Source organism: Staphylococcus sp. Y174-1 (assembly GCF_049897865.1).
Classification (GTDB): domain Bacteria; phylum Bacillota; class Bacilli; order Staphylococcales; family Staphylococcaceae; genus Staphylococcus; species Staphylococcus saprophyticus.
On the sequence record NZ_JAFCXB010000001.1, the window covers coordinates 378,989 to 405,713 of the forward strand.

26 protein-coding genes and 1 pseudogene are annotated in these 26,725 nt (G+C 32.0%); 25 read left to right on the forward strand and 2 right to left on the reverse strand.

The window, feature by feature from the left end:
- Window positions 1-144: 144 nt before the first annotated feature.
- The 4 genes from ACP7BT_RS01995 to ACP7BT_RS02010 all read left to right on the forward strand — a co-directional run bounded on the left by ACP7BT_RS01995 (window position 145) and on the right by ACP7BT_RS02010 (window position 6,610).
- Window positions 145-780, forward strand: a complete 636-nt coding sequence (locus ACP7BT_RS01995; RefSeq protein ID WP_041080669.1) for an SDR family oxidoreductase — start codon at window positions 145-147, stop codon at window positions 778-780.
- 394 nt (window positions 781-1,174) lie between these two features.
- Entirely contained in the window at window positions 1,175-1,819 is a 645-nt protein-coding gene (locus ACP7BT_RS02000; RefSeq protein ID WP_037538424.1) for an autolysin, read from the forward strand.
- A gap of 448 nt (window positions 1,820-2,267) precedes the next feature.
- Window positions 2,268-5,708 (forward strand): dynamin family protein, encoded by a 3,441-nt coding sequence (locus ACP7BT_RS02005; RefSeq protein WP_002483278.1) that lies wholly within the window; start codon window positions 2,268-2,270, stop codon window positions 5,706-5,708.
- A 20-nt stretch (window positions 5,709-5,728) separates the two neighbouring features.
- Window positions 5,729-6,610, forward strand: coding sequence for a 5'-3' exonuclease (locus tag ACP7BT_RS02010; RefSeq protein WP_011303091.1), 882 nt, complete (start codon window positions 5,729-5,731; stop codon window positions 6,608-6,610).
- Window positions 6,611-6,885: 275 nt separating this feature from the next.
- Here the strand turns inward: ACP7BT_RS02010 and ACP7BT_RS02015 are convergent, their stop codons facing one another.
- Window positions 6,886-7,293: a ribonuclease HI family protein gene (locus tag ACP7BT_RS02015; RefSeq protein ID WP_041080672.1), complete on the reverse strand. Its 408-nt coding sequence runs from the start codon at window positions 7,291-7,293 to the stop codon at window positions 6,886-6,888.
- 162 nt (window positions 7,294-7,455) lie between these two features.
- Here ACP7BT_RS02015 and ACP7BT_RS02020 point away from each other — a divergent pair, with 162 nt between their 5' ends.
- A complete protein-coding gene (locus tag ACP7BT_RS02020) occupies window positions 7,456-8,037 on the forward strand; it encodes an RBBP9/YdeN family alpha/beta hydrolase (RefSeq protein ID WP_037538426.1) in 582 nt (193 codons plus the stop codon).
- A 15-nt stretch (window positions 8,038-8,052) separates the two neighbouring features.
- Here ACP7BT_RS02020 and ACP7BT_RS02025 read toward each other — a convergent pair.
- Window positions 8,053-8,756: pseudogene (locus tag ACP7BT_RS02025) on the reverse strand (queuosine precursor transporter).
- Between the two features lie 251 nt (window positions 8,757-9,007).
- Here ACP7BT_RS02025 and ACP7BT_RS02030 point away from each other — a divergent pair.
- The 20 genes from ACP7BT_RS02030 to ACP7BT_RS02125 all read left to right on the forward strand — a co-directional run bounded on the left by ACP7BT_RS02030 (window position 9,008) and on the right by ACP7BT_RS02125 (window position 26,696).
- A complete protein-coding gene (locus ACP7BT_RS02030; RefSeq protein WP_011303093.1) occupies window positions 9,008-9,202 on the forward strand; it encodes a zinc-finger domain-containing protein in 195 nt (64 codons plus the stop codon).
- 17 nt (window positions 9,203-9,219) lie between these two features.
- On the forward strand, window positions 9,220-9,477 hold the full coding sequence (locus tag ACP7BT_RS02035; protein WP_002483283.1) for a NifU N-terminal domain-containing protein: 258 nt from the start codon (window positions 9,220-9,222) through the stop codon (window positions 9,475-9,477).
- A 15-nt stretch (window positions 9,478-9,492) separates the two neighbouring features.
- Window positions 9,493-10,611, forward strand: a complete 1,119-nt coding sequence (locus tag ACP7BT_RS02040; protein ID WP_002483284.1) for a conserved virulence factor C family protein — start codon at window positions 9,493-9,495, stop codon at window positions 10,609-10,611.
- A 37-nt stretch (window positions 10,612-10,648) separates the two neighbouring features.
- The gene (gene brxA / locus ACP7BT_RS02045; protein ID WP_002483285.1) at window positions 10,649-11,083 is read left to right on the forward strand and encodes a bacilliredoxin BrxA; all 435 of its coding nucleotides are present in this window, start codon (window positions 10,649-10,651) and stop codon (window positions 11,081-11,083) included.
- A 291-nt stretch (window positions 11,084-11,374) separates the two neighbouring features.
- Window positions 11,375-12,331, forward strand: a complete 957-nt coding sequence (locus ACP7BT_RS02050; protein ID WP_011303096.1) for a thymidylate synthase — start codon at window positions 11,375-11,377, stop codon at window positions 12,329-12,331.
- 94 nt (window positions 12,332-12,425) lie between these two features.
- Window positions 12,426-12,911 (forward strand): dihydrofolate reductase, encoded by a 486-nt coding sequence (locus tag ACP7BT_RS02055; protein WP_002483287.1) that lies wholly within the window; start codon window positions 12,426-12,428, stop codon window positions 12,909-12,911.
- Window positions 12,912-12,921: 10 nt separating this feature from the next.
- Window positions 12,922-13,761, forward strand: a complete 840-nt coding sequence (locus tag ACP7BT_RS02060) for a DegV family protein (RefSeq protein ID WP_002483288.1) — start codon at window positions 12,922-12,924, stop codon at window positions 13,759-13,761.
- 130 nt (window positions 13,762-13,891) lie between these two features.
- Window positions 13,892-14,419 carry a peptide-methionine (S)-S-oxide reductase MsrA gene (gene msrA, locus ACP7BT_RS02065; protein ID WP_041080673.1) on the forward strand — a complete coding sequence of 176 codons (528 nt, stop codon included), beginning with the start codon at window positions 13,892-13,894 and terminating at the stop codon, window positions 14,417-14,419.
- Window positions 14,412-14,840, forward strand: a complete 429-nt coding sequence (msrB, locus tag ACP7BT_RS02070; protein ID WP_002483290.1) for a peptide-methionine (R)-S-oxide reductase MsrB — start codon at window positions 14,412-14,414, stop codon at window positions 14,838-14,840. The genes msrA and msrB overlap by 8 nt, the downstream gene beginning before the upstream one ends.
- A 14-nt stretch (window positions 14,841-14,854) precedes the next feature.
- On the forward strand, window positions 14,855-15,355 hold the full coding sequence (locus ACP7BT_RS02075; protein WP_002483291.1) for a PTS sugar transporter subunit IIA: 501 nt from the start codon (window positions 14,855-14,857) through the stop codon (window positions 15,353-15,355).
- Window positions 15,355-15,576 carry a YozE family protein gene (locus ACP7BT_RS02080; protein WP_002483292.1) on the forward strand — a complete coding sequence of 74 codons (222 nt, stop codon included), beginning with the start codon at window positions 15,355-15,357 and terminating at the stop codon, window positions 15,574-15,576. The genes ACP7BT_RS02075 and ACP7BT_RS02080 overlap by 1 nt, the downstream gene beginning before the upstream one ends.
- A 155-nt stretch (window positions 15,577-15,731) precedes the next feature.
- On the forward strand, window positions 15,732-17,207 hold the full coding sequence (locus ACP7BT_RS02085; protein ID WP_002483293.1) for a S41 family peptidase: 1,476 nt from the start codon (window positions 15,732-15,734) through the stop codon (window positions 17,205-17,207).
- A gap of 21 nt (window positions 17,208-17,228) precedes the next feature.
- Complete coding sequence (locus tag ACP7BT_RS02090) at window positions 17,229-17,738, forward strand: GNAT family N-acetyltransferase (RefSeq protein ID WP_002483294.1); 510 nt, start codon at window positions 17,229-17,231, stop codon at window positions 17,736-17,738.
- 10 nt (window positions 17,739-17,748) lie between these two features.
- Window positions 17,749-18,825: an undecaprenyldiphospho-muramoylpentapeptide beta-N-acetylglucosaminyltransferase gene (locus ACP7BT_RS02095; protein WP_041080674.1), complete on the forward strand. Its 1,077-nt coding sequence runs from the start codon at window positions 17,749-17,751 to the stop codon at window positions 18,823-18,825.
- A gap of 12 nt (window positions 18,826-18,837) precedes the next feature.
- Complete coding sequence (locus tag ACP7BT_RS02100; protein WP_041080675.1) at window positions 18,838-19,452, forward strand: phosphatase PAP2 family protein; 615 nt, start codon at window positions 18,838-18,840, stop codon at window positions 19,450-19,452.
- Window positions 19,453-19,936: 484 nt separating this feature from the next.
- Window positions 19,937-20,599, forward strand: a complete 663-nt coding sequence (locus ACP7BT_RS02105) for a response regulator transcription factor (protein ID WP_041080676.1) — start codon at window positions 19,937-19,939, stop codon at window positions 20,597-20,599.
- Between the two features lie 26 nt (window positions 20,600-20,625).
- Window positions 20,626-21,951: a HAMP domain-containing sensor histidine kinase gene (locus ACP7BT_RS02110; RefSeq protein ID WP_370874425.1), complete on the forward strand. Its 1,326-nt coding sequence runs from the start codon at window positions 20,626-20,628 to the stop codon at window positions 21,949-21,951.
- 199 nt (window positions 21,952-22,150) lie between these two features.
- On the forward strand, window positions 22,151-24,952 hold the full coding sequence (locus ACP7BT_RS02115) for a 2-oxoglutarate dehydrogenase E1 component (protein ID WP_041080678.1): 2,802 nt from the start codon (window positions 22,151-22,153) through the stop codon (window positions 24,950-24,952).
- Between the two features lie 13 nt (window positions 24,953-24,965).
- The gene (sucB, locus tag ACP7BT_RS02120; protein ID WP_041080679.1) at window positions 24,966-26,240 is read left to right on the forward strand and encodes a dihydrolipoyllysine-residue succinyltransferase; all 1,275 of its coding nucleotides are present in this window, start codon (window positions 24,966-24,968) and stop codon (window positions 26,238-26,240) included.
- 294 nt (window positions 26,241-26,534) lie between these two features.
- The gene (locus ACP7BT_RS02125) at window positions 26,535-26,696 is read left to right on the forward strand and encodes a hypothetical protein (RefSeq protein WP_228480997.1); all 162 of its coding nucleotides are present in this window, start codon (window positions 26,535-26,537) and stop codon (window positions 26,694-26,696) included.
- Window positions 26,697-26,725 lie beyond the last annotated feature (29 nt).

Here is a 26,725-nt window from a genome sequence, read left to right on the forward strand (position 1 = left end):
TATTGTGAGTACTATGAAGTGTCATTAAACAGAAAATGTGAACTTTCAAGCATTTATAATTATAATATAAACGAACCTAAAAATATCTTATAAACAATATGGACAACATATCTCGTATTACAATAAAAGAAATGGAGTGATTAAATGACTAAAGTATTAATATTGGGAGCTAATGGTGCTGTTTCTAAAGCGGCGATCAATTCATTTTTAGAAAACACTTCCTATACTTTGCGCTTATTTTTAAGAGATGCAAATCGATTACCTGATTACGCTTCTGATCGTATACGCGTTAGAGAAGGTGACGCAACAAATTTTGAAGATGTAAATCGTGCTATGGAAGACGTTGATATCGTTTTAGCTTCGTTATCTGGTGAATTAGATAAAGAAGCACAGACCATTGTAGATGCAATGAATGTAAATAATGTCAAAAGACTTATTTTCGTTACTTCCATTGGTATATATAATGAAGTACCAGGGAATTTCGGATTATGGGTACAAGATCAAATTAGTGATTATTTAGTAATTTATAGGAAAGCAGCCGATATCATTGAACAATCTGATTTAGATTACACTATTTTTAGACCTGCCTGGTTAACACATACGAACGAAATCGATTATGAAATCACCAAAAAAGATGAACCTTTTAAAGGGACAGAAGTTTCTAGAAAGAGTGTGGCAGCCATTGCAGTACAAATTGCTAAAGATCCAGCCCTTTATTCAAGAGATAATATAGGGATTAATAAACCCAATACTGATTTTGACAAACCTAGATGGAAGTAGAATAAGTCAATTTTAAAATAATTATGATTCAAGCTAAAGCACATGCATAATTACTAATAACTTAATAAATTGATAAAAAAGACTGAGACATAAATTAATGTTTCAGTTTTTTTATGTTTAAACCATCCTTAGCGCATGATTATAATTTTAAATATTAACTTATTGAAGTCGTAGCATTTTCACTGCTACTTCAACATCTTTAAATTCACTAATTTGTCGAATTCCATGCAAGTCCAGATTTATTGCAACGACAGAGCGCATGAATACACATAATTTTATATCTAGCGTTTTCAAGGTGGAATAATACACTTGTAGTCATGGTTTTTTGGAGTATTATAATTATTGTATTGTACAATATTTTTTTATTTCAAAAAATCGAAAGGATTTTTATTCTATGTTAAAAATATTTTTGCTGTTTGTCTCCCTAATTTTAACGTCAGTTATTTTCGCTCCTGCTACTTATGCCACAAGTCCGTTATTAAATTTTAATGAGTCTCATTCTACTGTGATGACACAAACTACTAAAATAAATGATACATTACTAAATGCGAATCAGCCTTCCCAAAATAAAGATACTTCAACACTTATTAATTACCCCGATGTCAATCAATATATAATTCAAAATAATATAAATCACTCAAACGTGATAAAGGACAGTAGAATGAATACACTTCCTAAATTGCCATATAAATATGGTACTTATAAAGGTGTTGTCATTCATGAAGTAGGCGAAGATAATCGAACGCTACAACAATGGGTTGATCGGATGTATGACACATATAAAATTGCCTTTGTACATGCATTTGTAGATAACAAAGAAATTCATCCGTGGCTTGCTGCATATATGTTAAAACAAAATGGTTTGACCCCTAGCTTTGCAGATAAGAATAAGTGGATAGGTACAATCATTAGTCATAATGCAGTAAGACAGTATTGGGGAGGTACGACACATGTTGATCCTATCGCTTATTATGGGAAATGGGGATATGATATGCAACAATTTTTCGAACTAGTGACCTATCATTATAATCATATGTAAGTTATGCCTAGTCATTCATTTGCACTAAATTATTTCATAATAAAATACAGTGGATAATTAAGATACTTAAAAAAGGTGTTATTTATAGTTCAACAAAATAGCCTTTTCTTATATAGCTATGATATCCAATGTTAAAAGCAGGGTGCATAAACAAATGCCCCCTGTTGTTTTGAGATGTAAAGTGAATATATTTAAAATATGGTGTAGTTAGCATGACAATAAATAATTTTGTAATGCCATAAATTGAATATGGTGCATAAAAATATAGACTGTCACTTTAAGTAATTATTTATTCAATGACTAATGCTAATTAACTTCAAAAAAGTTCTAAGTTGTTTGATAAAATTTGCAATGAAACAATTTAATTTCAAATACTTACTTTAGACATGCAATCATTTGTTATACAATAAGGATTAATTACATATAAGTAATAAAGGGGATACGAAAGATGTCTAATACTGAGCAACTCGATATTTTATATAAATTAAAAAAAGAAGTAGAAAAATCTAAAAACGATAGACTGGTTCACATTATCAATCAGGTTATTAAAAAGATGTTTTTAGAACAATATACAGCGACATTTGTTGGTCACTTCTCGGCTGGTAAATCCACATTAATCAATTTGTTATTAGAAGAAAGTATTTTACCAAGCTCACCTGTACCAACTACTAGTAATACCGCAATTGTATCTGTTGCTGAACAACCTGGTATCATTGCTAATTTAAGCCATCAACAATACACAATCTTAAATAACTACGATGAAGTGAAACAAATGAATCGCGAGAATTTCGATGTAGAATCTGTTGAAATTAAATTTCCATCAACTAAGTTTAATAAAGGCTTCACATTACAAGATACACCTGGGGTAGATTCAAATGTTGCAACGCACCAATCTAGCACTGAAGAATTTATGTATACAAGTAATATATTATTTTATACTGTAGATTATAATCACGTACAATCATCATTAAACTTTCAGTTTATGAAACAACTTAATCAAGCAGGTGTACCAGTCGTATTTGTGATAAATCAGATAGATAAGCATAATGAAGAAGAAATTAGTTTCGAAACATTTAAGCGTCGTGTAGATAAATCCATCAATGAGTGGGAAATCGACCTAGATCAAACATTTTACGTTTCAAAATATGAACATGAGCATAATGAAATCACGTCACTTTCTAATTATTTAATAGAGAAAGATACGCATCGTGAATCTATAGCTGCTTATGTAGAACGCATTGTTAAATTTATTACTAACGAACAATTATCTTATGTACAATATGAAATTCAGGATTTACTAGATAAGTTAGATATTAATGAAGCGGATTTTGATCAAGCTTATCTTAATTTCAAACAACATCAAGTAGTTAGTGAAGAAGCCAAACTGCTAAACAATCCTGAAGAATTATATGATTTTTTAAAGCAAAAGAGAAAAGCAATCATCGATAATGCTTATATCATGACGCATGACACAAGAGAAAAAATCAGAATATACTTAGAAAGTCGCACAAAAGATTTTAGTGTTGGCGGATTATTTAATAAAAAGAAAAAGACAGAAGAAGAACAACAACGACGATTAACTACAGTCTTAGAACACTTACAAGATAAAGTTAATCAAGAAATACGACAACCATTAAGAGAAGATATGTCATTTTTAACGAGATTCATCAATTCATCTGATATAAATGATGAGATTTTAAATCAACATTACACTATCCCTTCATCATTGATTAACGATTTATATCAAATGCAAATAACGATTAGTAATCAATATGTATTAACTTTCTGCGACGATTTGATGAAAGCACTTAAACAACATATTGCTAAAGCATCAGATCCATTATTTAAAAAAGCTATAAGCCATGCGCAAGCTAATGATATTGGTACAGAACAAGCAGATGATTACAATGATTATGAGAAGTTTATAGAAATGCGTAGCTTAAGAGAGTCATTAGAAACACAAAACTATATGCATTACTATATTCACATGGACGATTCTCTTGATAAATTGATAGATAGAAAAGAAATTACTTTCACACCGAAAAACAACAAAACTAATCTAAAGAAACAAACAAAATCTGATGTAAGTAAACAGCAGAAGCATTCCAATAATACTCAAAATATTAAAAATGCCTTGAATACCATAAAAGATGTACCATTATTCGAACAAACAAAATCAGATATAGAAGAAACGCTTAAGAGATTAGATAAGAAAATAATAAAAATTGGTGTTTTTGGCACATTTAGTGCAGGTAAAAGTAGTTTAATCAATGCACTCTTAGGAGATGCATACTTAGTGAGTTCGCCCAACCCAACGACAGCTGCAATGACCGAATTAACTTATGGTCATGAAAGCCAAATCACATTAAAATCCTCTAAACAATTATTAGAAGAATTAAATCATGTGTTTGAAGTAGAAAATAAAACATTTAAAACAATTGAAGATTTTCTATCTAAAAACACGAATAAATTGAAAGCAACATTAGAGAAAAATAAGTTAGCTTTTGTGAACGCTGTTGAAAAGCATTACGATATGTACCAAGACATGCTCAAAGATGGGCAAACACATACGATTGCACAAGATGAAATTAAAAAGTGGAGTGCAGAGGATGAATATGCAACGTTTGTTAATACAGTTCATCTAAATATACCTTTAGAATGGTTGAAAGATAAAATTATAGTAGATTCATTAGGTTTACATTCAAATAATCAGCGTCATACGAATGAGACAGAAAAAGTACTAACTTCTTCCGATTTAATACTCTATGTTAGTTATTTTAATCATTCATTTACGGAAAATGATAAACGTTTTATTGAACATATGAAAGAAATGAATCAATTGAACGAAAATCAGGCCTTTAAAATGATTGTCAATGCTACTGATTTAGCAGAAACGGAAGAGGATTTAAATGCTGTTATTGAGTATGTCGGTGATGCTTTAAGTCAAGTCAATATGGATTCAGATATTTTTGCAGTATCAAGTAGAGAAGCACTGAAATCAGGCAATGAGGGTATCAAACGCCTTCAAGACAGTATTCAGCACTTTACTCAAATCGAATCCAAAGATATCTTACAGCAACAAATGTTAAATCAATTAAAAAATATTTCTGAAGCTTATGAGCAAATGATTGAAGAATTTAACAATAATAAAAAACAAATTGAACAAAGAAAACAAAAGCTACAAGAATATAAAAATTCTTCAATTTTCAACAATAATATATTACAAATTGCTGAACAACGCACATCAAATGAAGTAGAAGATCAACTATACCATTTAAATGAACGATTAAAACTACAATTACAAGACGAGGTTAAATCTATTTACAATGGACAAATGACAAAAAATAGTAATTTTAATGATGAAAAACGTCAATCAACCAAAATTTACTTAGATCAGATTCACCAACGTCTATATTTAGAACAGTCCCTTTTAGTAGAACGTATCAAGAAGTATTTTCATGAACAAGTATATGCAGAGATTGCACCATTAAAACAAAAGCTTGAACAAGTACATGTATTTATACAACCTGAGTTTAGTCAAGAAATGATTGAACTTGATGACCCTTATTTAAAAATTGATTTAGAAACCATGCTCAATGCTTTACCAAAAGGTTTAACTAAGAAAACGATTTTGCAACCTAAATCTCAAAGTGCGATTCAAGAACAAATCACACACGAAACCATAGCACTTTTAGCACCTTGTATTGCAAATTTAAGACAAGCAATGAGCGACATTGTCTCTACAATGGATTACAATGCTGAAACTAAATTCAAAACATTAGAAAAAGAAGCGCATCATCAAATTCAAGAACTATTAGCATTTGAAATGGACGACGCTCTTATTAAACAATTACAAGAAACAAACGAAAAATTAAAAGCATTATTGTAAAAATAGAAAGAGGACACAATATGACCAAAAAAATATTACTAATAGACGGCATGGCTTTATTATTTCGCCACTTCTTTGCAACAAGTTTGCATAAACAATTTATGAGAAATTCATCAGGTATACCTACAAATGGTGTTCAAGGATTTGTTCGCCATGTGTTTACCGCTATCAATGAAATACAGCCTTCTCATGTCGCAGTGTGCTGGGATATGGGTAAATCAACATTTAGAAATGATATGTTTGATGGATATAAACAAAATAGACCTGCACCACCAGAAGAATTGATTCCACAATTTGACTATGTCAAAGAAGTTTCTAATCAATTTGGATTTGTAAATATTGGCGTTCAAAATTATGAAGCTGATGATGTTATCGGTACACTTGCACAACAATATTCTGATCAAAATCAAGTTTATGTCGTAACAGGTGATAAAGATATTTTGCAATGTATTAATCCTAATGTAGAAATATGGCTAACTAAAAAAGGCTTTAATATTTATAACCGTTATACTTTAGATCGTTTTCAAAGTGAATACGGGTTGAATCCTTTACAATTAATCGATGTCAAAGCATTTATGGGAGACACAGCTGATGGTTATCCAGGTGTGAAAGGGATTGGTGAAAAAACAGCAATTAAACTCATTCAAAATCACGGGTCTGTAGAATCTGTTTTAAATGCATTAGATCAATTAACACCAGGTCAAAGAACTAAAATCGAAGCTAATATCGATAACCTTAAATTGTCAAAAACATTAGCAGAAATTCATACCAAAGTGCCTCTAAATACAGTCGATTTGCTGGATAAGATGCAATTTGGAACAGAACTTACTAAAATTCTTAATATATGTAAAGAACATGAGTTGTATGTTTCTGGTAAATATCTATCCACACATTTCAGTTAAATTCATAATTTAACTATCAATAACAATGTGAATAATGTAGTAGGCAAGACACAGGAAAAGATTTTGATAGAAAATGTTTTTTTGCACCAAATGATTAAAGCTGGCTAATTTAAAAATTTACAAACCTAACTCATTTTTTGAATCGACAAATAAGATGATAAAGTGCAAGATTATACAGTTATTTCTTTATTTAAAAACGAGACTGAGGCAACTATTAATGTCTCAGTCTCGTTTTTCGATTCATAACCGCTTCTTTGTAGTAGCTTTAGATAGCGTTATGATTTTTTGTTATGTTTGGTTATTTGATATAAACTTTGTTTTGCATGATGATTCGCTTCTTTATTTTGGTTTCTCGGTACCCAACGAACAAAGAGTAATTCAAATTTTTGTTCTAATTTTATAATTTTATTATAGTAAGATTTGAATTTTTCATTTTTTACATTCCCTCTATTAAAACTATCTTCGATAAGTTTAGAATCCGTATATACAAGGCCAGTTGTTATATTATGTGCTATAGCACATTCCAACGCGAACTGAAACGATGCCCATTCAGCACTATGGTTATCCATTTGACCCAATGATTTCGTGTAATGAAATCGTTCTTCTTCTGTGATAATGACAACTGCACTGGCACTTTCACCAGGGTTGCCAGCTGTAGCAGCATCAAAATATATTTTCGCCATTCATATCATCCTTATAACTATATTTACATTTATACTACCAAACAAATGGTACTTGTTCTATATAAGTGAAACGATACTAATCGGATATTTAGACATTTTGACGTAAGGTGATGTATAATAAATAACATACTATAAAGGTCGGAATTAAAGGAGGCTGTTATATTGAAAAATATGTTCATCATACATGGTTACCAAGCTAGCACCGAAAGTCATTGGTTTGAATGGTTAGCAACACAGATGAAATCCTATGATTATCATACTGAAATCGTGTATTTACCAAATACTAATGACCCCGATTTAGATGCTTGGGACAGCGCAATTCAACATAGTTTAAATCATAAACTCGATAAAGATTCTATCATTGTTGCTCATAGCCTGGGTGTGGTTACCGTTTTAAATTATTTATCAAAAGTAGAGGTATTTAGTAATATAAAAGGGCTGTTTTTAATTTCAGGTTTCAATGAACCTTTACACAATCTCCCTGAATTGAATCAATTTATCAATCAAACACAAGTACAATTTGAAAATATTAATGCGCAACATATCATGACCATAGGTGGAGATAATGACCCAATTGTCGACATAAATGCAACAAACCGATTATCTCAACAATTAAATACAGAAACAGTCGAACTGCATCATAATGGACACTTCCAAGATTGCGATGGTTATCTTACTTTTGATTTTCTTAAAAATCAAATCACTGCTAGTTTAAATAATAAAAACTCTGAAATTGGCATTTAACCAATTTCAGAGTTTTTAATAACCTTCATCTAATTTACTAATTTTCCTTTACGATACATGGATTTCGCCCAGTAACCAAATGGTACATTAAATATCGTTGAGATTACTTTCAATAGATACGTAGTAATAAAAATTTCAAATACTGCTGCATTTGGCATTGAACCATAAAATGCAATGGTTACAAATAAAGCAGTGTCGATTATGTTACTTATGATCGTACTACCATATGCTCTAATGATAAATGTTTTATCTGAGCTAAACACTTTTTTTATTAACGAGAAGAGTAGTACATCTAAATGTTGTCCGATTATATAGGCAACCACTGATCCCAATGCAATTCTTGGCACAAGATTAAATATTGATTCCAACGCACCTTGCGAAGTATCAATAGATGATGGTGTAAAATGCAGCGACATTTGCATTACGATAATCATAACAAGTGTTGAACTAAAGCCAATCCAGACTGCACGCTTTGCAACTTTTCTACCATAAATATCATTTAAAATATCTGTGGCAAGATATATAGAAGCAAACATTACATTACCTAATGTTGCTGAAATAGTAAATATGTCGATTGTTTTAAGAACTTGGATATTAGCAAGTACAGTTCCAATTGCAATCCATGCGATTAATCCCTGTTTCCCAAACAAGCGATACATAGCTACTAATAATAAAAAGGTAACTAAAAATGTTAGTACACCAAATATTTCGTTAAACAATTTAAATTCCTCCTAAATTTTGATAATGCGGGAGTTTAGAAACCGCAAAATAAACAACTAAGTAATTTTATCAGAAAAAATTAAAAATACAAGTGTGTTTATTCATATCGTACATAAAAAGTTGAATATCTATTTTCATAAATTTAAAGATTAAACAATCCTAGTTACAAATGATATAATGTTTTCAAGTGTCAAAACATTATAAAATGAATCAATCGATAGAAATATGATATTTTAAGTAATATAGGAGCGTGACAAACATTCTTACTTATTCTGAAAAAGAAGCTATGGCTTCAATAGATGATTTAATGAACACTTATTGCAAATCATGTTTACTCAAACATCATATAAGAAAGTCAGAAGGTAAAACACAAGCACATCATTTTTGTATAAATGAATGTTCAATCGGCAAAGAAATTAAACAATTAGGAAATGAGTTACAATAATTAGGAGGCATTTTATTATGGATATTTTAGAAGTATCACAAACACCAAACCCAAATACAATGAAAATCGTTTTACAATTATCAGGTGAAGATTACAAACCGAATACCTTTACTGCAGTAAAAGATAATCAACCTGAGTTTATTAACGATATTTTACAAATCGAAGGAATAAAATCTATTTTCCAAGCAATGAATTTTATCTCCGTAGATAAAAAGGCGGACTATGAGTGGGAAACACTATTACCTGAAGTAACTAAAACCTTAGAAGAAATATAAAAAGGAGTTTTCTGAATGGAAATTGTACGTGTCGAACCAACGCCCAGTCCCAACACAATGAAAATTGTTTTGAATGAGAAAAGAAAAGATAATAAGTCAAATACGTATACAACTATTCTTGATAATCAGCCCAAGTTTATCAATGATGTATTAGCAGTTGATGGTGTGAAATCTATATTTTACGTTATGGATTTTTTAGCTGTAGATAAAAAGCCCAAATATGATTGGGAAGTTTTATTACCTAAAGTAACAGCAACATTAAGCGACGAATCTGAATCTATTGTTACACCAGCACCAGATGAACACTTTGGCGAAGTTAGGGCAGAAGTACTTGAGTTCAAAGGGATCCCATACCAGGTTAAACTTACTTCTAGTACTGAAGAAAAACGTAAGCAATTACCTGAAGTGTATATTGATAGTATGCTTGCAGCTCAAAAAGATGATGACAATATCGTTTTCCAACGTAAATGGGAAGACTTAGGTATACGTTATGGTGAATTAGATGATATTATGTCTGAAGTCACTGAAGAAATCCTAGCACTTTATCCTGAAAAAGATTTAAACCATCTTGTAGAAAATGCTTTAAATACAGATGTCGTTATTCCTGAAAAAAAATACCAACATGTGACGCTTGAGACTTATCAAGCAACTGATGATTGGAAAGAACGCTTAAGAATGTTAAAAGCTTTCCCAACACCAACAGAAAGAGATTTCCCATTATTAGGTGATGCTGTTAGTGAAGAAGAGAAAACACCATTAAGACGTGAAGCGATCGTGTTGCTTGGTATGATAGAAGATAAAGCAGTATTACCTTATTTATTTAAAGGATTACATGATAAAAGTCCAGCAGTCAGAAGAACAGCTGGTGATTGTTTAAGCGATTTAGGATTCAAACAAGCTTTGCCTGAAATGGAAAAAGCATTAGATGATCCCCATAAAATAGTAAGATGGCGAGCTGCTATGTTTATATTTGATGAAGGCGGTCCTGAACAACTTGATGCACTTCGCACACATGAAAATGACCCTGCATATGAAGTTAAACTTCAAATAGAAATGGCAATAGCAAGAATTGAAAATGGTGATGAAGCATTAGGTTCTGTGTGGAAACAAATTGCTAATAGAAATAAATCGTAATAATTTGATGATATGAATTTATAAAGGAGTGTTTTAAATGAATGCATATGAAGCATACATGAATGAACTTGCAACTCAAATGCGTAGTGAATTAACTGGACGTGATTTCAAAAGTTTAGAAACCGCAGATGAAGTATCTAACTTTATGACAAATGTGGGTAGTGACGATACAACATTTGTTGTTATTAATTCAACATGTGGTTGTGCAGCTGGTTTAGCAAGACCAGCGGCTGTTACAGTTGTAGAACAAAATGATAAAAAACCTACAAATAAAGTAACAGTATTCGCAGGTCAAGATAAAGAAGCTACTGCAACAATGCGTGATTATATCCAACAGGTTCCATCTAGTCCATCCTATGCGCTTTTCAAAGGACAAGAATTGAAACATTTTATACCTCGTGAACACATTGAAGGTAGAGATATTCAAGATATTTGTATGGACATTAAAGACGCATTTGACGATTACTGCTAAATGGTTCGTATGGTTATATAAATATCGCTTTTAAATCGTATTGAATAACATAGCGTAAAAATTCATTAAATGGTCATTATGCCAACTTACTGTGTCTAAACAAGCCAATAAGATATAGTAAGTTGGCATTTATTCCATAAAAATAAGTACTAACGCGTATAACGTTTACAAAAAATGATGTATAATTTACTCAAAGTACATTATTTTTACATAATTAATGTTAAATCCTTTAACTTATAACAATTATCCAATAAGATACAAATAAAATTAATTTTGGAAGGAGTGGATTAAATGTTAAATGCTTTTGATCAAGCGTATCATCAATTATGTGAAGAAATTTTAGAAATCGGTAAACAAAAGAATGATCGCACAAATACTGGAACCATCTCAAAATTTGGTCACCAACTGAGGTTTGATTTATCAAAAGGCTTCCCATTACTAACAACTAAAAAAGTATCATTTAAATTAATTGCTACAGAGCTCTTATGGTTTATCAAAGGAGATACAAATATTAAGTATTTACTTCAATATAATAACAACATTTGGAATGAGTGGGCATTCGAAAAATTTGTTCAATCCAAAGACTATAACGGACCCGACATGACTGATTTTGGCCATAGGGCACAAAAAGACGAGTCCTTTAACCTAATCTATAAAGACGAAATGAACCAATTTAAAAAACGTATTTTAAATGATGATGATTTTGCTAAAAAATATGGTGATTTAGGTAATGTTTATGGTAAACAATGGCGTGATTGGGAAGATAAATATGGTAATCATTATGATCAATTAAAAACGGTGATCAATCAAATTAAAACGAATCCTAATTCAAGACGTCATATCGTATCTGCATGGAATCCAACAGAAATTGATACAATGGCGTTACCACCTTGTCATACAATGTTTCAGTTTTATGTTCAAGATGGCAAATTAAGTTGTCAATTATACCAAAGAAGTGCAGACATCTTTTTAGGGGTTCCTTTTAACATCGCAAGTTATAGTTTATTAACTCACCTCATCGCGAAAGAATGTGGCCTTGAAGTTGGAGAATTTGTACACACCTTTGGCGATGCACATATATACTCTAATCATATCGAAGCTATTGAGACACAATTAGCACGAGAAAGCTATAATCCACCAACACTTAATATCAATTCAGATGCCTCTATTTTTGATATTGATTACGAGGATTTAGAAATTGTTGATTATGAATCACATCCAGCGATTAAAGCACCCATCGCAGTTTAAATGGGAAGTGACTTAAAAACATCAATAATTTATTATATAATGCACTTTGTGTTTCATATTAAACTGTTTTCATTTCAATATTAGGAGGAACATTATGACACTTTCAATACTTGTAGCCCATGATCAACAACGGGTTATTGGCGTAAATAACCAATTGCCTTGGCATTTACCTAGTGATTTAAAGCACGTTAAGTCGTTAACTACTGGAAATACGCTTGTCATGGGTCGTGCAACATTTGAATCTATCGGGAAACCTCTTCCTAATAGAAGAAATGTTGTGTTAACTAGAAATAAATCATTTAAACCAGAGGGTGTGGATGTTATCCATTCTTTCGAAGAAATCTACAACTTACCTGGCCATGTTTTTATATTTGGTGGCCAGTCCTTATTTGAAGAAATGATAGATAAGGTTGATGATATGTATATTACTGTTATTGAAGATAAATATAACGGTGATACTTTTTTCCCACCATATACATTTAAAGACTGGGAAGTCGCATCATCAAATAAAGGTGTATTGGATGAAAAAAATACGATTCCTCATACCTTTTTACATTTAATCCGTAAGGGAACTTCATAGGAGGAAATTTATGATAAAAAAGAAAATTGTTACTGATTCAACATCTGATTTATCACATGAATATTTAAATGAAAATAATATTCATGTGATACCTCTTAATTTAACAATTGATGGTGAATCCTACATTGACCAAATAGATATATCGTCGGAAGAATATATTCAAAAACTGGAAGAAAATGCTGATACTAAAACAAGTCAACCTGCTATCGGTAAGTTCATTGAATTATACGATGAACTAGGCGAAGATGGTTCTGAAATCATAAGCATTCATATGACATCAGGTTTAAGTGGAACTTATCAGACTGCACTGCAAGCTAGCGAAATGACTGATAGTAAAGTTACTGTCATTGATTCTAAGTCTATTTCTTTTGGTTTAGGTTACCAAGTGCAACACATTGTTGATTGGAATAATACTGGACTATCAACAAATGAAATCGTTGAAAACATTGTTGAACTACAAAAAAACATTAAACTTTATGTTGTTATAGGACAATTAAACCAATTAATTAAAGGCGGACGTATTAGCAAAACGAAAGGTTTAATTGGTAATATGATGAAAATCAAACCAATCGGAACACTCGAAGACGGAAAGATTGAATTAATTCATAATTCTCGAACTCAAAATGCAAGTGTTCAGTTCCTCAAAAAAGAAGTGAGCGCGTTTATCGGTGATAAAAATGTAAAATCTATCGGTATTGCACATGCAAATATTATTGAATTCGTAGACAAAGTAAAAAAACATTTTTCAGAAGAGTTCAACTTTACAAAATTCGACACGAACGTTACAACACCTATCATTTCAACACATACAGGACAAGGTGCTATCGGTTTAGTCGTATTACGATCATAAAGTACTACTTCAAAGCGCGCTATGACTATACTCAAAATGAAATTGGTCTTATTTAATATATAAACAGTTTCATAGCAAATCGCTTAAAATAATGGTAACTTTATGACAAAATAGATATAGGAGGTATATTATGGCTTATGCGACATTAGCAGGAGGATGTTTTTGGTGTTTAGTTAAACCATTCACTTCATATCCTGGTATCGAAAATGTTATTTCTGGTTATAGTGGTGGACATACAGATAACCCAACTTATGAAAGTGTAAGTACAAATCAAACTGGGCATGTCGAGGCAGTCCAAATTACTTATAACTCAGAAATTACTTCCTTCGAAAATATATTAGACGTTTATTTCAAAACGTTTGATCCTACTGATAACGGTGGTCAATTTTTTGATCGTGGAGAACATTATGAGCCTGCTATTTTTTATCATGATGAAAATCAGAAAAAAGCAGCCGAAGCTAAAATTCAACAATTAAATGAACAAGGTATCTTTAACAAACCTGTCATTACACCCATTAAACCATATAAAAACTTTTATCCAGCTGAAACTTATCATCAGGATTACTATAAAAAGAATCCATTGCATTATGAACAGTATCAACGTGGATCAGGTCGGAAAAATTTTATAGAAAAGCATTGGGGGAAACAAAATGATTAAAAAGAATAAAAATGATTTAAATGAAATGGAGTATTTAGTTACACAAGAAAATGGTACAGAACCGCCATTTCAAAACGAATACTGGAACCACTTTGAAAAAGGTATTTACGTTGATAAAATTTCAGGTAAACCATTATTCACTTCTGAAGAAAAATTCGAATCAGATTGTGGTTGGCCAAGTTTTTCTAAGGCATTAGCCGATGAAGAAATCGTTGAATTAGTCGACAAAACATTTGGCATGGTGCGCACTGAAGTACGTTCTGAAGATGCAAATAGCCATTTAGGTCACGTATTCAATGACGGACCAAAAGAAAGCGGCGGTCTGAGATATTGCATTAATTCAGCAGCTGTACAATTTATACCATATGAAAAATTAGAAGAACTAGGATATGGAGATTTAATACCACATTTTGAAAAATAAGGAGCGAACATATTATGTTTAAAAAATTATTTGGTAAAGGCAAAGAGGTCAATAAAGAAAGCGCGATTTATGCACCAATTACTGGGGAATATGTAAAAATCGAAGATATACCAGATCCAGTATTTGCTCAAAAAATGATGGGTGAAGGCTTTGGTATAAATCCAACAGAAGGTGAAGTTGTTTCACCAATCGATGGTAAGGTAGATAATGTTTTCCCAACGAAACATGCTATTGGATTAAAAGCTGAAAATGGCCTAGAATTACTTGTTCATATTGGTCTTGATACCGTGCAATTAGATGGTGAAGGCTTTGACATTCTAGTTGAAAGTGGCGACGTTGTTAACGTTGGAGACCCATTATTAAAATTTGATTTAGACTATATAAAAGAAAATGCAAAATCAGTTGTTTCACCAATTATTATCACAAATTCTGACAACACAGCATCTATTTCAGTGGCTGATGTAACAACTGTGACTAAAGGTGAAACTAAAATTGTTGATGTGACAATGAACTAATGAAAGACCATTCATTTTATCATTTTGCCCTTACAGCACGTGGGCGTAAAGATGAAAAAGGTGAATTAGCAGAAGAAATATTTGATGATTTATCTTTTCCAAAACATGAAAAAGACTTTCATATACTGTCAGATTATATAGAAACACAAGGGCATTATACTATTTCATTATCCGTTTTTGATGATTTATACGAGGAATATACCGAATGGTTAAAATTTTAATTACTTTAACATTTGAGTAGCACGATTAAAATATATTAAAATAATAAGGTATCATTTGTTGCTGGGATTAATCTAAATGATTCAATCCCAGCTCATTTTATTTGTAATGATTTTTTACAATATTAATTTTTTACATATGTATTGGAAGTGATTAAATGTCAGAAAGTAAAGACACAACTGAAGTGAATCAAGAAGTAAATGAAAAAGCATCATCGCAATCAACAAAGAAACAAATAAATTTCAAACGTAGTCACTTTATTATTATATTAATAGTTACAATACTTGTAACTGCTGTGATTGCAGTATTTGCAACGATTGGGATCAGTCATTGGACAAGTGGTTTAAATAGTAATCAACGTGCTGAGATGAAAAAAGTAGAGCAAGTTTATCAAACACTAGATGATGAATACTATAAAGATACTAGTTCAGAAGAGCTGGGGACAGCAGCGATTGATGGTATGGTAAAAAAATTGGATGACCCTTATTCAGACTATATGACCAAAAAAGAAACTAAATCATTTAATGAAGATGTATCAGGTGATTTTGTAGGTATTGGGGCTGAAATGCAAAAGAAAGGGAATCAAATTCAAATTACAAGCCCTATGAAACAATCACCTGCTGAAAAGGCCGGAATTCAGCCTAAAGATGTGGTTACTAAAGTGAATGGTAAATCGATTAAAGGACAGCCTTTAGAAGCAATTGTTAAAAAAGTTAGAGGAAAACAAGGTACAAAAGTAACACTAACCATTGAACGCGGTGGACAAGCTCACGACATCACAATAAAACGAGATAAAATTCATGTCAAAAGTGTTGAATACCAAAAACATGGCGATGTCGGTGTCTTTACTATCAATAAATTCCAAAATAGTACATCAGGCGAATTAAAATCTGCCATCATTAAAGCACACAAAGATGGCATCCGTAAAATTGTATTGGATTTACGTAATAATCCTGGAGGCTTATTAGATGAAGCTGTTAAAATGGCAAACATTTTCATTGATAAAAATGAAACAGTTGTTCAATTAGAAAAAGGCAAACATAAAGAAGCAATTAAGGCTTCAAATGATGCCTCAAAAGAAGCCAAAGATATGGATGTTTCTATTTTAGTAAATAAAGGCTCAGCTAGTGCTTCAGAAGTTTTCACAGGTGCTATGAAAGATTATAATAAAGCCAAAGTTTATGGTTCAAAAACATTTGGTAAAGGCATTGTGCAGACTACACGAGAATTTGAAGATGGTTCATTATTAAAATTCACTAATATGAAATGGTTAACGCCAAAATCTCATTATATTCATGGAAAAGGCATTACTCCTGATAAGAAAATAGAAGAACCTGCATATCAATCATTAAATGTTATCCCAAGCAATAAAACATATCAGTTGGGTGACGATGATAAAAATGTTAAAACAATGAAGGTGGGATTGAATGCATTAGGCTATCATATTAATAATCAGTCTACTGAATTTGATAGCGAACTAGAGGATGCACTCAAATCCTTCCAAAAGAAAAATAATTTAGATGTAAATGGCACATTTAACAAGTCAACGAATGAAAAATTCACACAGCAACTTGTTGAAAAAGCAAACAAAGAAGACACCGTATTAAATGAGCTTTTAAAAAAACTAAATTAATTTAAGAGGAGTCATCGGTTTATGATTAGAAAAGCAAATAAAAATGATTTATCTAGTATTTTAAACATTGTAGAAGAAGCTAAAACTATTATGAAGCAAGACAACAACAATCAATGGGATGAACATTATCCTTTAGAAGAACATTTTGAAGAAGATATTGAAAAAGACACACTTTTTGTTCTAGAAGAAAATTCTATTATTTATGCTTTTATAGTTGTCGACCAACAGCAATCAGAATGGTATGATGAATTAGAATGGCCAATTGACAGAAAAGGTGCCTACGTTATTCATAGATTGGCAGGATCATCTGAATATAAAGGTACTGCAACGCAACTATTTGATTTTGCAGTTAATTTAGCACTGGATCATAATATTCATGTGTTATTAACCGATACATTTGCTTTAAATAAGCGCGCACAAGGACTGTTTACTAAATTTGGCTTTAGCAAAGTAGGCGAAGCAAAAATTGATTATCATCCTTTTAATAAAGGTGAACCATTTTATGCCTATTATAAAAATTTAGAAGAATAGAGGTTATATTATGACGAAAATCGCATTTACCGGTGGAGGTACAGTTGGACATGTTTCCGTAAACCTAAGTTTGATTCCAACTGCAATAGAAGAAGGATACGATACCTTTTATATCGGATCAAAAAATGGGATTGAACGTGAAATGATTGAATCTCAATTACCTTCAATTAAATACCACTCTATATCTAGTGGTAAATTAAGAAGGTATATTTCTTGGGATAATATTAAAGATATATTTAAGGTGTTAAAAGGTGTATTAGATGCTAGAAGTGTGCTAAAAAAAGAAAAGCCTGATTTACTATTTTCTAAAGGGGGATTTGTTTCAGTACCAGTCGTTATTGCTGCAAAATCTTTAAAAATCCCTACGATTATACATGAATCTGATTTAACACCTGGTTTAGCAAATAAAATCTCATTAAAATTCGCTAAAAAAATATATACTACCTTTGAAGATACATTAAATTATTTACCTAAAGATAAAGCAAATTTTGTTGGTGCAACAGTGAGAGAAGACTTAAAAACTGGAGATAAACATAGAGGTTATCAACTGACAGAATTTAATAATGATAAAAAAGTATTATTAGTCATGGGTGGCAGTCTAGGCAGTAAAAAATTGAATGACATTATAAGACAAAATCTCGAGACACTTCAAGAGTCTTACCAAGTCATTCATTTAACTGGAAAAGGGCTATTAGACAATTCATATGTTGGCACTAAAGATTACATTCAATTTGAATTTGTTAAAGATGATTTAACGGATTTACTTGCTATTACAGATACAGTGATTAGTCGTGCTGGTTCTAACGCTATCTATGAATTTTTAGCGCTACGCATTCCAATGTTATTAATTCCTTTAGGTTTAGATCAATCACGTGGCGACCAAATTGACAATGCTAAACATTTTGAATCAAAAGGATTTGGTAAAACAATTCTCGAAGATACATTAACTGAAAATGAATTAAAAACACAATTGAGAGAAATTGAAACCAATCGCGATGATATCATTAAACAAATGCAAACATATAAAGAAAGCTTTACGCGTCAGGATTTATTCCAAAAGATAATAAACGATGCTTTAAGCGAATAGGAGGTACATGCAATGAGTCGTTGGAAAAGAATATCATTACTCATTATTTTTACGTTAATATTTGGCATCATTGCATTCTTCCACGAATCAAGACTGGGAAAGTGGATTGATAATGAAGTATATGAGTTCATTTATTCTTCTGAAAGTTTCATCACCACAACGATATTTCTCGGTGTAACCAAAGTTGGAGAAGTTTGGGCAATGGTTTGTTTATCTCTGTTGCTCGTTGCTTATTTAATGTTAAAACGTTTAAATATTGAGGCTTTATTTTTCGCAATTGCAATGAGTTTATCGAGTACATTAAACCCATTACTTAAAAATATCTTTGATAGAGAACGTCCAACGCTACTTCGACTTATTGATATCTCAGGATTTAGTTTCCCAAGTGGTCATGCGATGGGTTCTACAGCATTCTTTGGAAGTACGATATATATCGCCAATCGAGTTATGAAGGGTAAATCTAAAGCCTTTATGATTGGTCTCTCAGCTTTATTTATCATTATGATATCGTCATCAAGAGTTTATCTTGGTGTACACTATCCTACAGATATTATAGCAGGTATTATTGGTGGCGCATTCTGTGTCGTATTATCAACATTAATATTACGCCATAAATTGCAAGTATAATTCCATTCAATTCAACTTATGTGCATCCATAGTGTCTGATGTAACTTATAATTTATTTAAAAACACAGTAAAAAAGCAGTTAGGTGAATAAATTCATCTAACTGCTTTTATGTGTCAAAATTTATTATAAAAACCGATTTCACAATGTAAAACCGGTTTTTATATTCACGTTGTCTCGCAACGTTAGTCTTTTACGGGCATATAAAAGGGGATATTTTTGAAAATGAACAATCCAAATAAGAACGAAATATGTGGGGGGGAATGTCTTATTTTTGGTATTGATAATCATTTTCAATTACATTATACAACACTGAGAATGATTGTCAATTGAATTCGAATAATTTTTTCAAATTTTATGAAATACCTATATATTACAATAAAAGTGATTAAAATCATGAAGTATTTTAAAAACATTTTGAAATTTTTATGCAATAACTTTCTACAAACAAGCATTTATTATAATATATAATTTGAGGTGCTACATATGACAAAAATCTTAATAGTAGAAGACGAGCAAAACCTTGCGCGTTTTATAGAGCTTGAACTTGAACATGAAAATTATGACGTAGATATTGAATATGATGGGAAGCCTGGTTTAGAAAAAGCATTATCAAATACTTATGATTTAATTCTTTTAGACTTAATGCTTCCGAATATAAATGGTTTAGAAATTTGTCGTCAGATTCGTCAAAATCAAACTACACCTATCATTATCATCACTGCTAAAAGTGATACTTACGATAAGGTGGCTGGTTTGGATTACGGTGCGGATGATTATATCGTTAAACCGTTTGATATAGAAGAATTATTAGCAAGAATCAGAGCTATGTTACGAAGACAACCAAAAAAGAATCTAATCGATATCAAAGGCATCATTATAGATAAAGATGCTTTTAAAGTCACTGTGGATGGACAACCACTTGATTTAACAAAAACAGAATATGATTTGTTATTTTTACTAGCTGAAAACAGAAACCACGTTCTGCAAAGGGAACAAATCATTACGGACGTATGGGGATACGATACAGAAGTAGAAACAAATGTAGTAGATGTTTACATTCGATATTTAAGAAACAAATTAAAACCCTTTGGTAAAGATAAGTGTATCGAAACAGTACGCGGTGTAGGGTACGTGGTAAGACAATGAAACAACGTAAACTTAAAACTAAATGGATGTTGATTACTACGACGATTACGTTTTTAACCATTTTTCTTTTTAGCATCATAATCATTTTCTTCCTCAGTAATTCATTAAGACATAATGAAGTAGATGAGGCTGAACGTAGTTCAGAAGATATAGTTAAATTATTTGAATCTAAACAAATTGAACACGTCACACCACTTGATTTAAATGCATCCTTAGGTAATTTTCAAAAAGTCATGTTATTTAATGAAGATGGTCACAAATTAATGGAAACATCAAATGATAACTCCATTACGTTTTCTCCGAATATCGCACCGACAAATGTAAATCGTATAGCAGTTAAAAGTGATCACAAAAAAGATTATCTCATCATCACAGATCATATTGAGTCACCAAAATTTAATGGTTACAGTGTGATAGTGCATTCTTTAGAAGACTATAAAGCACTTGTAAACTCTTTATATTTTATCGCTCTAATATTTGGTGTGATAGCAACGTTTATAACTGCAATTATTAGTTATTTCTTTTCTTCGCAAATTACAAAACCGTTAATATTGATGTCGAATAAGATGCAACAAATTCGGAGAGATGGTTTCCAAGAAAAAGTAGAATTAAGTACAAATTACGAAGAAACAGACAACTTAATTGTGACATTTAATGAGATGATGCTCCAATTGGAAGAATCTTTTAATCAACAGCGACAATTTGTCGAAGATGCGTCACATGAATTACGTACTCCCTTACAGATCATTCAAGGCCATCTTAATCTCATCAATCGCTGGGGTAAAAAAGATGCTGCTATATTAGAAGAGTCTTTAGATATTTCATTAGAAGAAATGACAAGAATTACAAAACTTGTAGAAGAACTATTATTACTTACAAAAGACAATAATAACAGTAGAGACGGTGAAATTGAAAATGTTGAGATAAATCAAGAGATTGCATCTCGAATTAAATCTTTATCACAATTGCACAGTGATTATACATTTGAATTCGATGCGTTTCCTAAACCATTAAACATAAGAATTGATCGTTATCAATTTGAACAAATGCTGATCATCTTTATTGATAATGCTATGAAATATGATCAGATAAATAAATACATTCAGATACAAACAAAGTTGAGAAACAAACAAATTTCTATTGAAATTACTGATCACGGTGTGGGTATACCTAAAGAAGATATAGAATTTATTTTTGATAGATTTTATAGAGTTGATAAATCACGTTCTCGCAAATTAGGTGGTAATGGATTGGGATTATCTATCGCTAAAAAAATCATAGAACTAAATAATGGTACTATACATGTCGATAGTGAAGTTGGTAAATATACAACGTTTAAGATTACTTTTTAACATTCAAAACTAATTGGTGCAAAATGTTTTTTCTAACAACATATATGTCACCCTATTATATATAAAACTTATGAGCAGAACCAAAGTAAAAAAGGTTCTGCTTTTTTAGTAATAAGTGCGCTATTGGTACTTTAATTTGTATATAATAAGTGCTATTATTGATTTGTAAGCGTTTCAACTATTTTGTGGAGGGTGTAATATGAGCAACGAAAGTCAGGTTTCCGAGGCACCTGTAAATTTCGGAGCAAATCTTGGATATGTTTTAGACTTATATGACATATATCTAGACGATCCTAGTGCAGTTCCAGAAGATTTACAAGTCCTATTTAGTACAATTAAAAACGGTGAAGCAAACATCGCAACAAACACAGAAGGTCAATCAAATGTGACTAAAGGAGATAGCACAATCAAACGTGTTATGCGCCTAATCGATAACATTCGTCAATATGGGCATTTATTGGCAGATATTTATCCTGTAAACCGACCTCAAAGAGAAAACGTACCGAAATTAAACATCGAAGACTTCAACTTAGATCAAGAAACATTAGAATCTATTTCAGCAGGTATTGTGTCTGAACATTTTAAAGACATATACGATAATGCTTATGAAGCGATTGTGCGTATGGAAAAACGCTACAAAGGTCCTATCGCTTTTGAATATACGCACATTAACAATAATCGTGAACGTGTATGGTTAAAACGCAGAATTGAAACTCCATACAAAGCAACATTGAATGACAATCAAAAAATTGAATTATTTAAAAATTTAGCTCATGTTGAAGGTTTTGAAAAGTATCTTCATAAAAACTTCGTAGGCGCAAAACGTTTTTCTATTGAAGGTGTAGATACTTTAGTACCAATGCTTCAACAGACATTAAGAATTGCGAGCGATGAAGGCATACAAAATATTCAAATAGGTATGGCACACCGTGGTAGATTAAATGTATTAACCCACGTATTAGAAAAGCCTTATGAAATGATGATTTCTGAATTTATGCACACAGATCCTATGAAATTCTTACCTGAAGACGGTAGCCTACAATTAACTTCAGGATGGACTGGAGACGTTAAATATCATCTTGGTGGTGTTAAAACTACGCAATCTTACGGTAGTGAACAACGCATTTCATTAGCAAATAACCCAAGTCATTTGGAAATCGTCGCACCAGTAGTATTAGGTAAGACTCGTGCAAATCAAGATACAACAGATAAACCAGGTGCAGTTACTACTGAATTTAAAAAATCAATGCCGATTTTAATACATGGTGATGCTGCCTACCCAGGTCAAGGTATTAACTTTGAAGCAATGAATTTAGGTAATCTAGAAGGTTATTCAACAGGTGGTTCACTTCACATCATTACTAATAACCGCATTGGTTTTACGACTGAACCTGAAGATGGCCGTTCAACAACATATTCTTCAGATGTTGCTAAAGGTTATGATGTGCCAATCATGCATGTCAATGCAGATAACGTTGAAGCTACAATCGAAGCAATAGAAATTGCAATGGCATTTAGAAAAGAATTTAACAAAGACGTCGTGATTGACTTAGTCGGCTATCGTCGTTACGGTCATAATGAAATGGACGAACCATCCATCACAAACCCACTACAATATCATGAAATACGTAAGCATGAGTCTGTTGATATCCTATACGGTAAACAACTCGTAAATGAAAACATTATCTCTGAAGATCAAATGAATCAAATTTTTGATGATGTTCAAAATACATTACGTGCAGCTCATGACAAAATCGATAAAAACGATAAAATGGATAATCCAGATATGCAAAAACCAGATAGTCTGGCAGAACCAATCCAAACTAAAGATGAAGAAGTAAGCTATGAACAACTTAAAGAAATCAACGATGCAATGCTATCGTACCCATCAGATTTCAATGTACTGAAAAAACTTAACAAAGTATTAGAAAAACGTAGAGAACCATTTGAAAGTGAAGACGGATTAGTTGATTGGGCTCAAGCAGAACAATTAGCATTTGCTACAATAACTCAAAATGGTACACCTATACGCTTAACTGGCCAAGACAGTGAACGTGGTACATTTAGTCATCGTCATGCTGTATTACATGACCCAGACACAGGCGCACAATATGTTCCATTACACAATGTGCCTGACCAAAAAGCAACGTTTGAAGTGCGTAATTCACCATTGTCTGAAGCCGCAGTAGTGGGCTTTGAATATGGTTATAATGTTCAAAATAAATCATGTATGACAATTTGGGAAGCCCAATATGGTGACTTTTCAAATATGGCTCAAATGATTTTTGATAATTTCTTATTTAGTTCTCGTGCCAAATGGGGCGAACGTTCTGGGCTAACACTATTCTTACCACATTCATTTGAAGGACAAGGTCCTGAACACTCATCAGCACGTTTAGAGAGATTTTTACAACTTGCCGGTGAAAATAATTCAACAATTGTTAATTTATCTAGCTCTAGTAACTATTTCCATTTATTACGTGCACAAGCTGCTAACTTAGGTACACAATCTATGAGACCTTTAGTTGTGATGTCGCCTAAGAGTTTATTACGTAATAAAACAGTTGCAGATCCTATCAGCAAATTCACTTCAGGTAAATTCGAACCTATTTTACCAGAAGCACATGATAAAGCATCTGTTAAAAAAGTTATTTTAGCATCAGGAAAAATGTTTATTGATTTAAAAGAGTATCTGACAAAAAATCCAAATGAGTCAATTTTACTTGTAGCAGTAGAGAGATTGTATCCTTTCCCTGCAGATGAAATCGATGCATTGTTAAGCGAGTTACCTAATTTAGAACATGCAGCTTGGGTACAAGAAGAACCTAAAAATCAAGGGGCTTGGTCATTCGTATATCCTTATCTAAAAGAGTTAACAACAGACAAATACGATTTGAGTTATCATGGTCGTATACAACGTTCAGCGCCAGCTGAAGGTGACGGTGAAATTCACAAACTCGTACAAAATATGATAATAGAACAAAGTACAAACATTAACTAGGGGGAAGTTAAGCATGCCAGAGGTAAAAGTTCCAGAATTAGCAGAATCCATAACAGAAGGTACCATTGCAGAATGGTTAAAACAAGTCGGTGATAGCGTTGATAAAGGCGAAGCTATCGTTGAATTAGAAACGGACAAAGTTAACGTTGAAGTCGTTTCAGAAGAAGCTGGTGTACTTCAAGAATTATTAGCAAATGAAGGCGATACGGTTGAAGTAGGCCAAGCTATTGCAGTTGTAGGTGAAGGCAGTGGTAATAACACTTCAGAAGCACCTGCGAAACAAGAAGCACCTAAACAAGAAACTGAAACATCTACAGACGACAAATCAGCGCAACCAGCTGAATCAACTAGCAATGATGCAGATGATAAATCACAAGATAATAACCAACGCGTTAATGCAACACCATCTGCACGTAAATACGCACGCGAAAAAGGTATTGATTTATCTGAAATAGCTGCAGCTTCAAATGATGTAGTTAGAAAAGAACATGTTGATCAAAGCCAAACTCAAACAAGCACTCAACAACAAGCACAACCGGCTCCTAAAGAAGAAACGAAAAAACCAACACAACAAAATCCATCAAAACCTGTAATCAGAGAAAAAATGTCTCGTCGTAAGAAAACAGCAGCGAAAAAATTATTAGAAGTTTCTAATAACACAGCTATGTTAACTACATTTAATGAAATTGACATGACAAATGTTATGGATTTACGTAAACGTAAAAAAGAACAATTTATTAAAGATCACGACGGTACTAAACTTGGTTTCATGTCATTCTTCACAAAAGCTGCAGTTGCTGCATTGAAGAAATATCCTGAAGTCAATGCTGAAATTGATGGAGACGATATGATTACTAAACAATATTATGATATTGGAGTTGCCGTATCTACAGAAGATGGTTTACTTGTACCTTTCGTCAGAGATTGCGATAAGAAAAACTTTGCTGAAATCGAAGATGAAATTGGCAACTTAGCGAAGAAAGCACGCGACAAAAAACTTGGTTTAGACGACATGGTTAATGGATCATTCACGATTACCAACGGCGGTATCTTTGGTTCAATGATGTCTACACCAATTATCAATGGTAGCCAAGCTGCAATTCTAGGTATGCACTCAATTATTACGCGTCCAATTGCTATCGATGCAGATACAATTGAAAATCGCCCAATGATGTATATTGCATTAAGCTATGATCATAGAATTATCGATGGTAAAGAAGCAGTAGGATTCTTAAAAACAATCAAAGAATTAATTGAAAACCCAGAAGATTTACTATTAGAATCTTAATCCACAACACAAAATAGTTTACTAACACTAATACAGCGGCGTTTAACGTCGTTGTATTTTTTATGTATTTATGCATTTTTGAAATACACACGGGATCTCTCCTAAATTATGAGTCCTTTGATTTACTAGCTTGTATTTTGTGACAAAAAACAGGCATATTACAACAGTTATGAAATAAAATCAAACACTTAGCAAAAAATAAATCGCTTACATTATAAAATGATATAATATATTTGATATAAATAATTAAGTAGAGAAGATGGAATGATTTTGAAAAAATTATTATTCGCAACTTTGGCTACAAGCGATCCTTTAGGTGGATCTATTGATAGTCTCCTAGGTGCTATGGCTAGTTCAGCCTTAGACATAAGTAAGGGTGTTTATATAAATATGAAATCTGTAAAAAATGCCGCTGGTAATTACGTGTTTCAAGGTACTAATTGGGGTTATCAATAAAAAAGAGGTGATTTTATGACTCTTAAAAA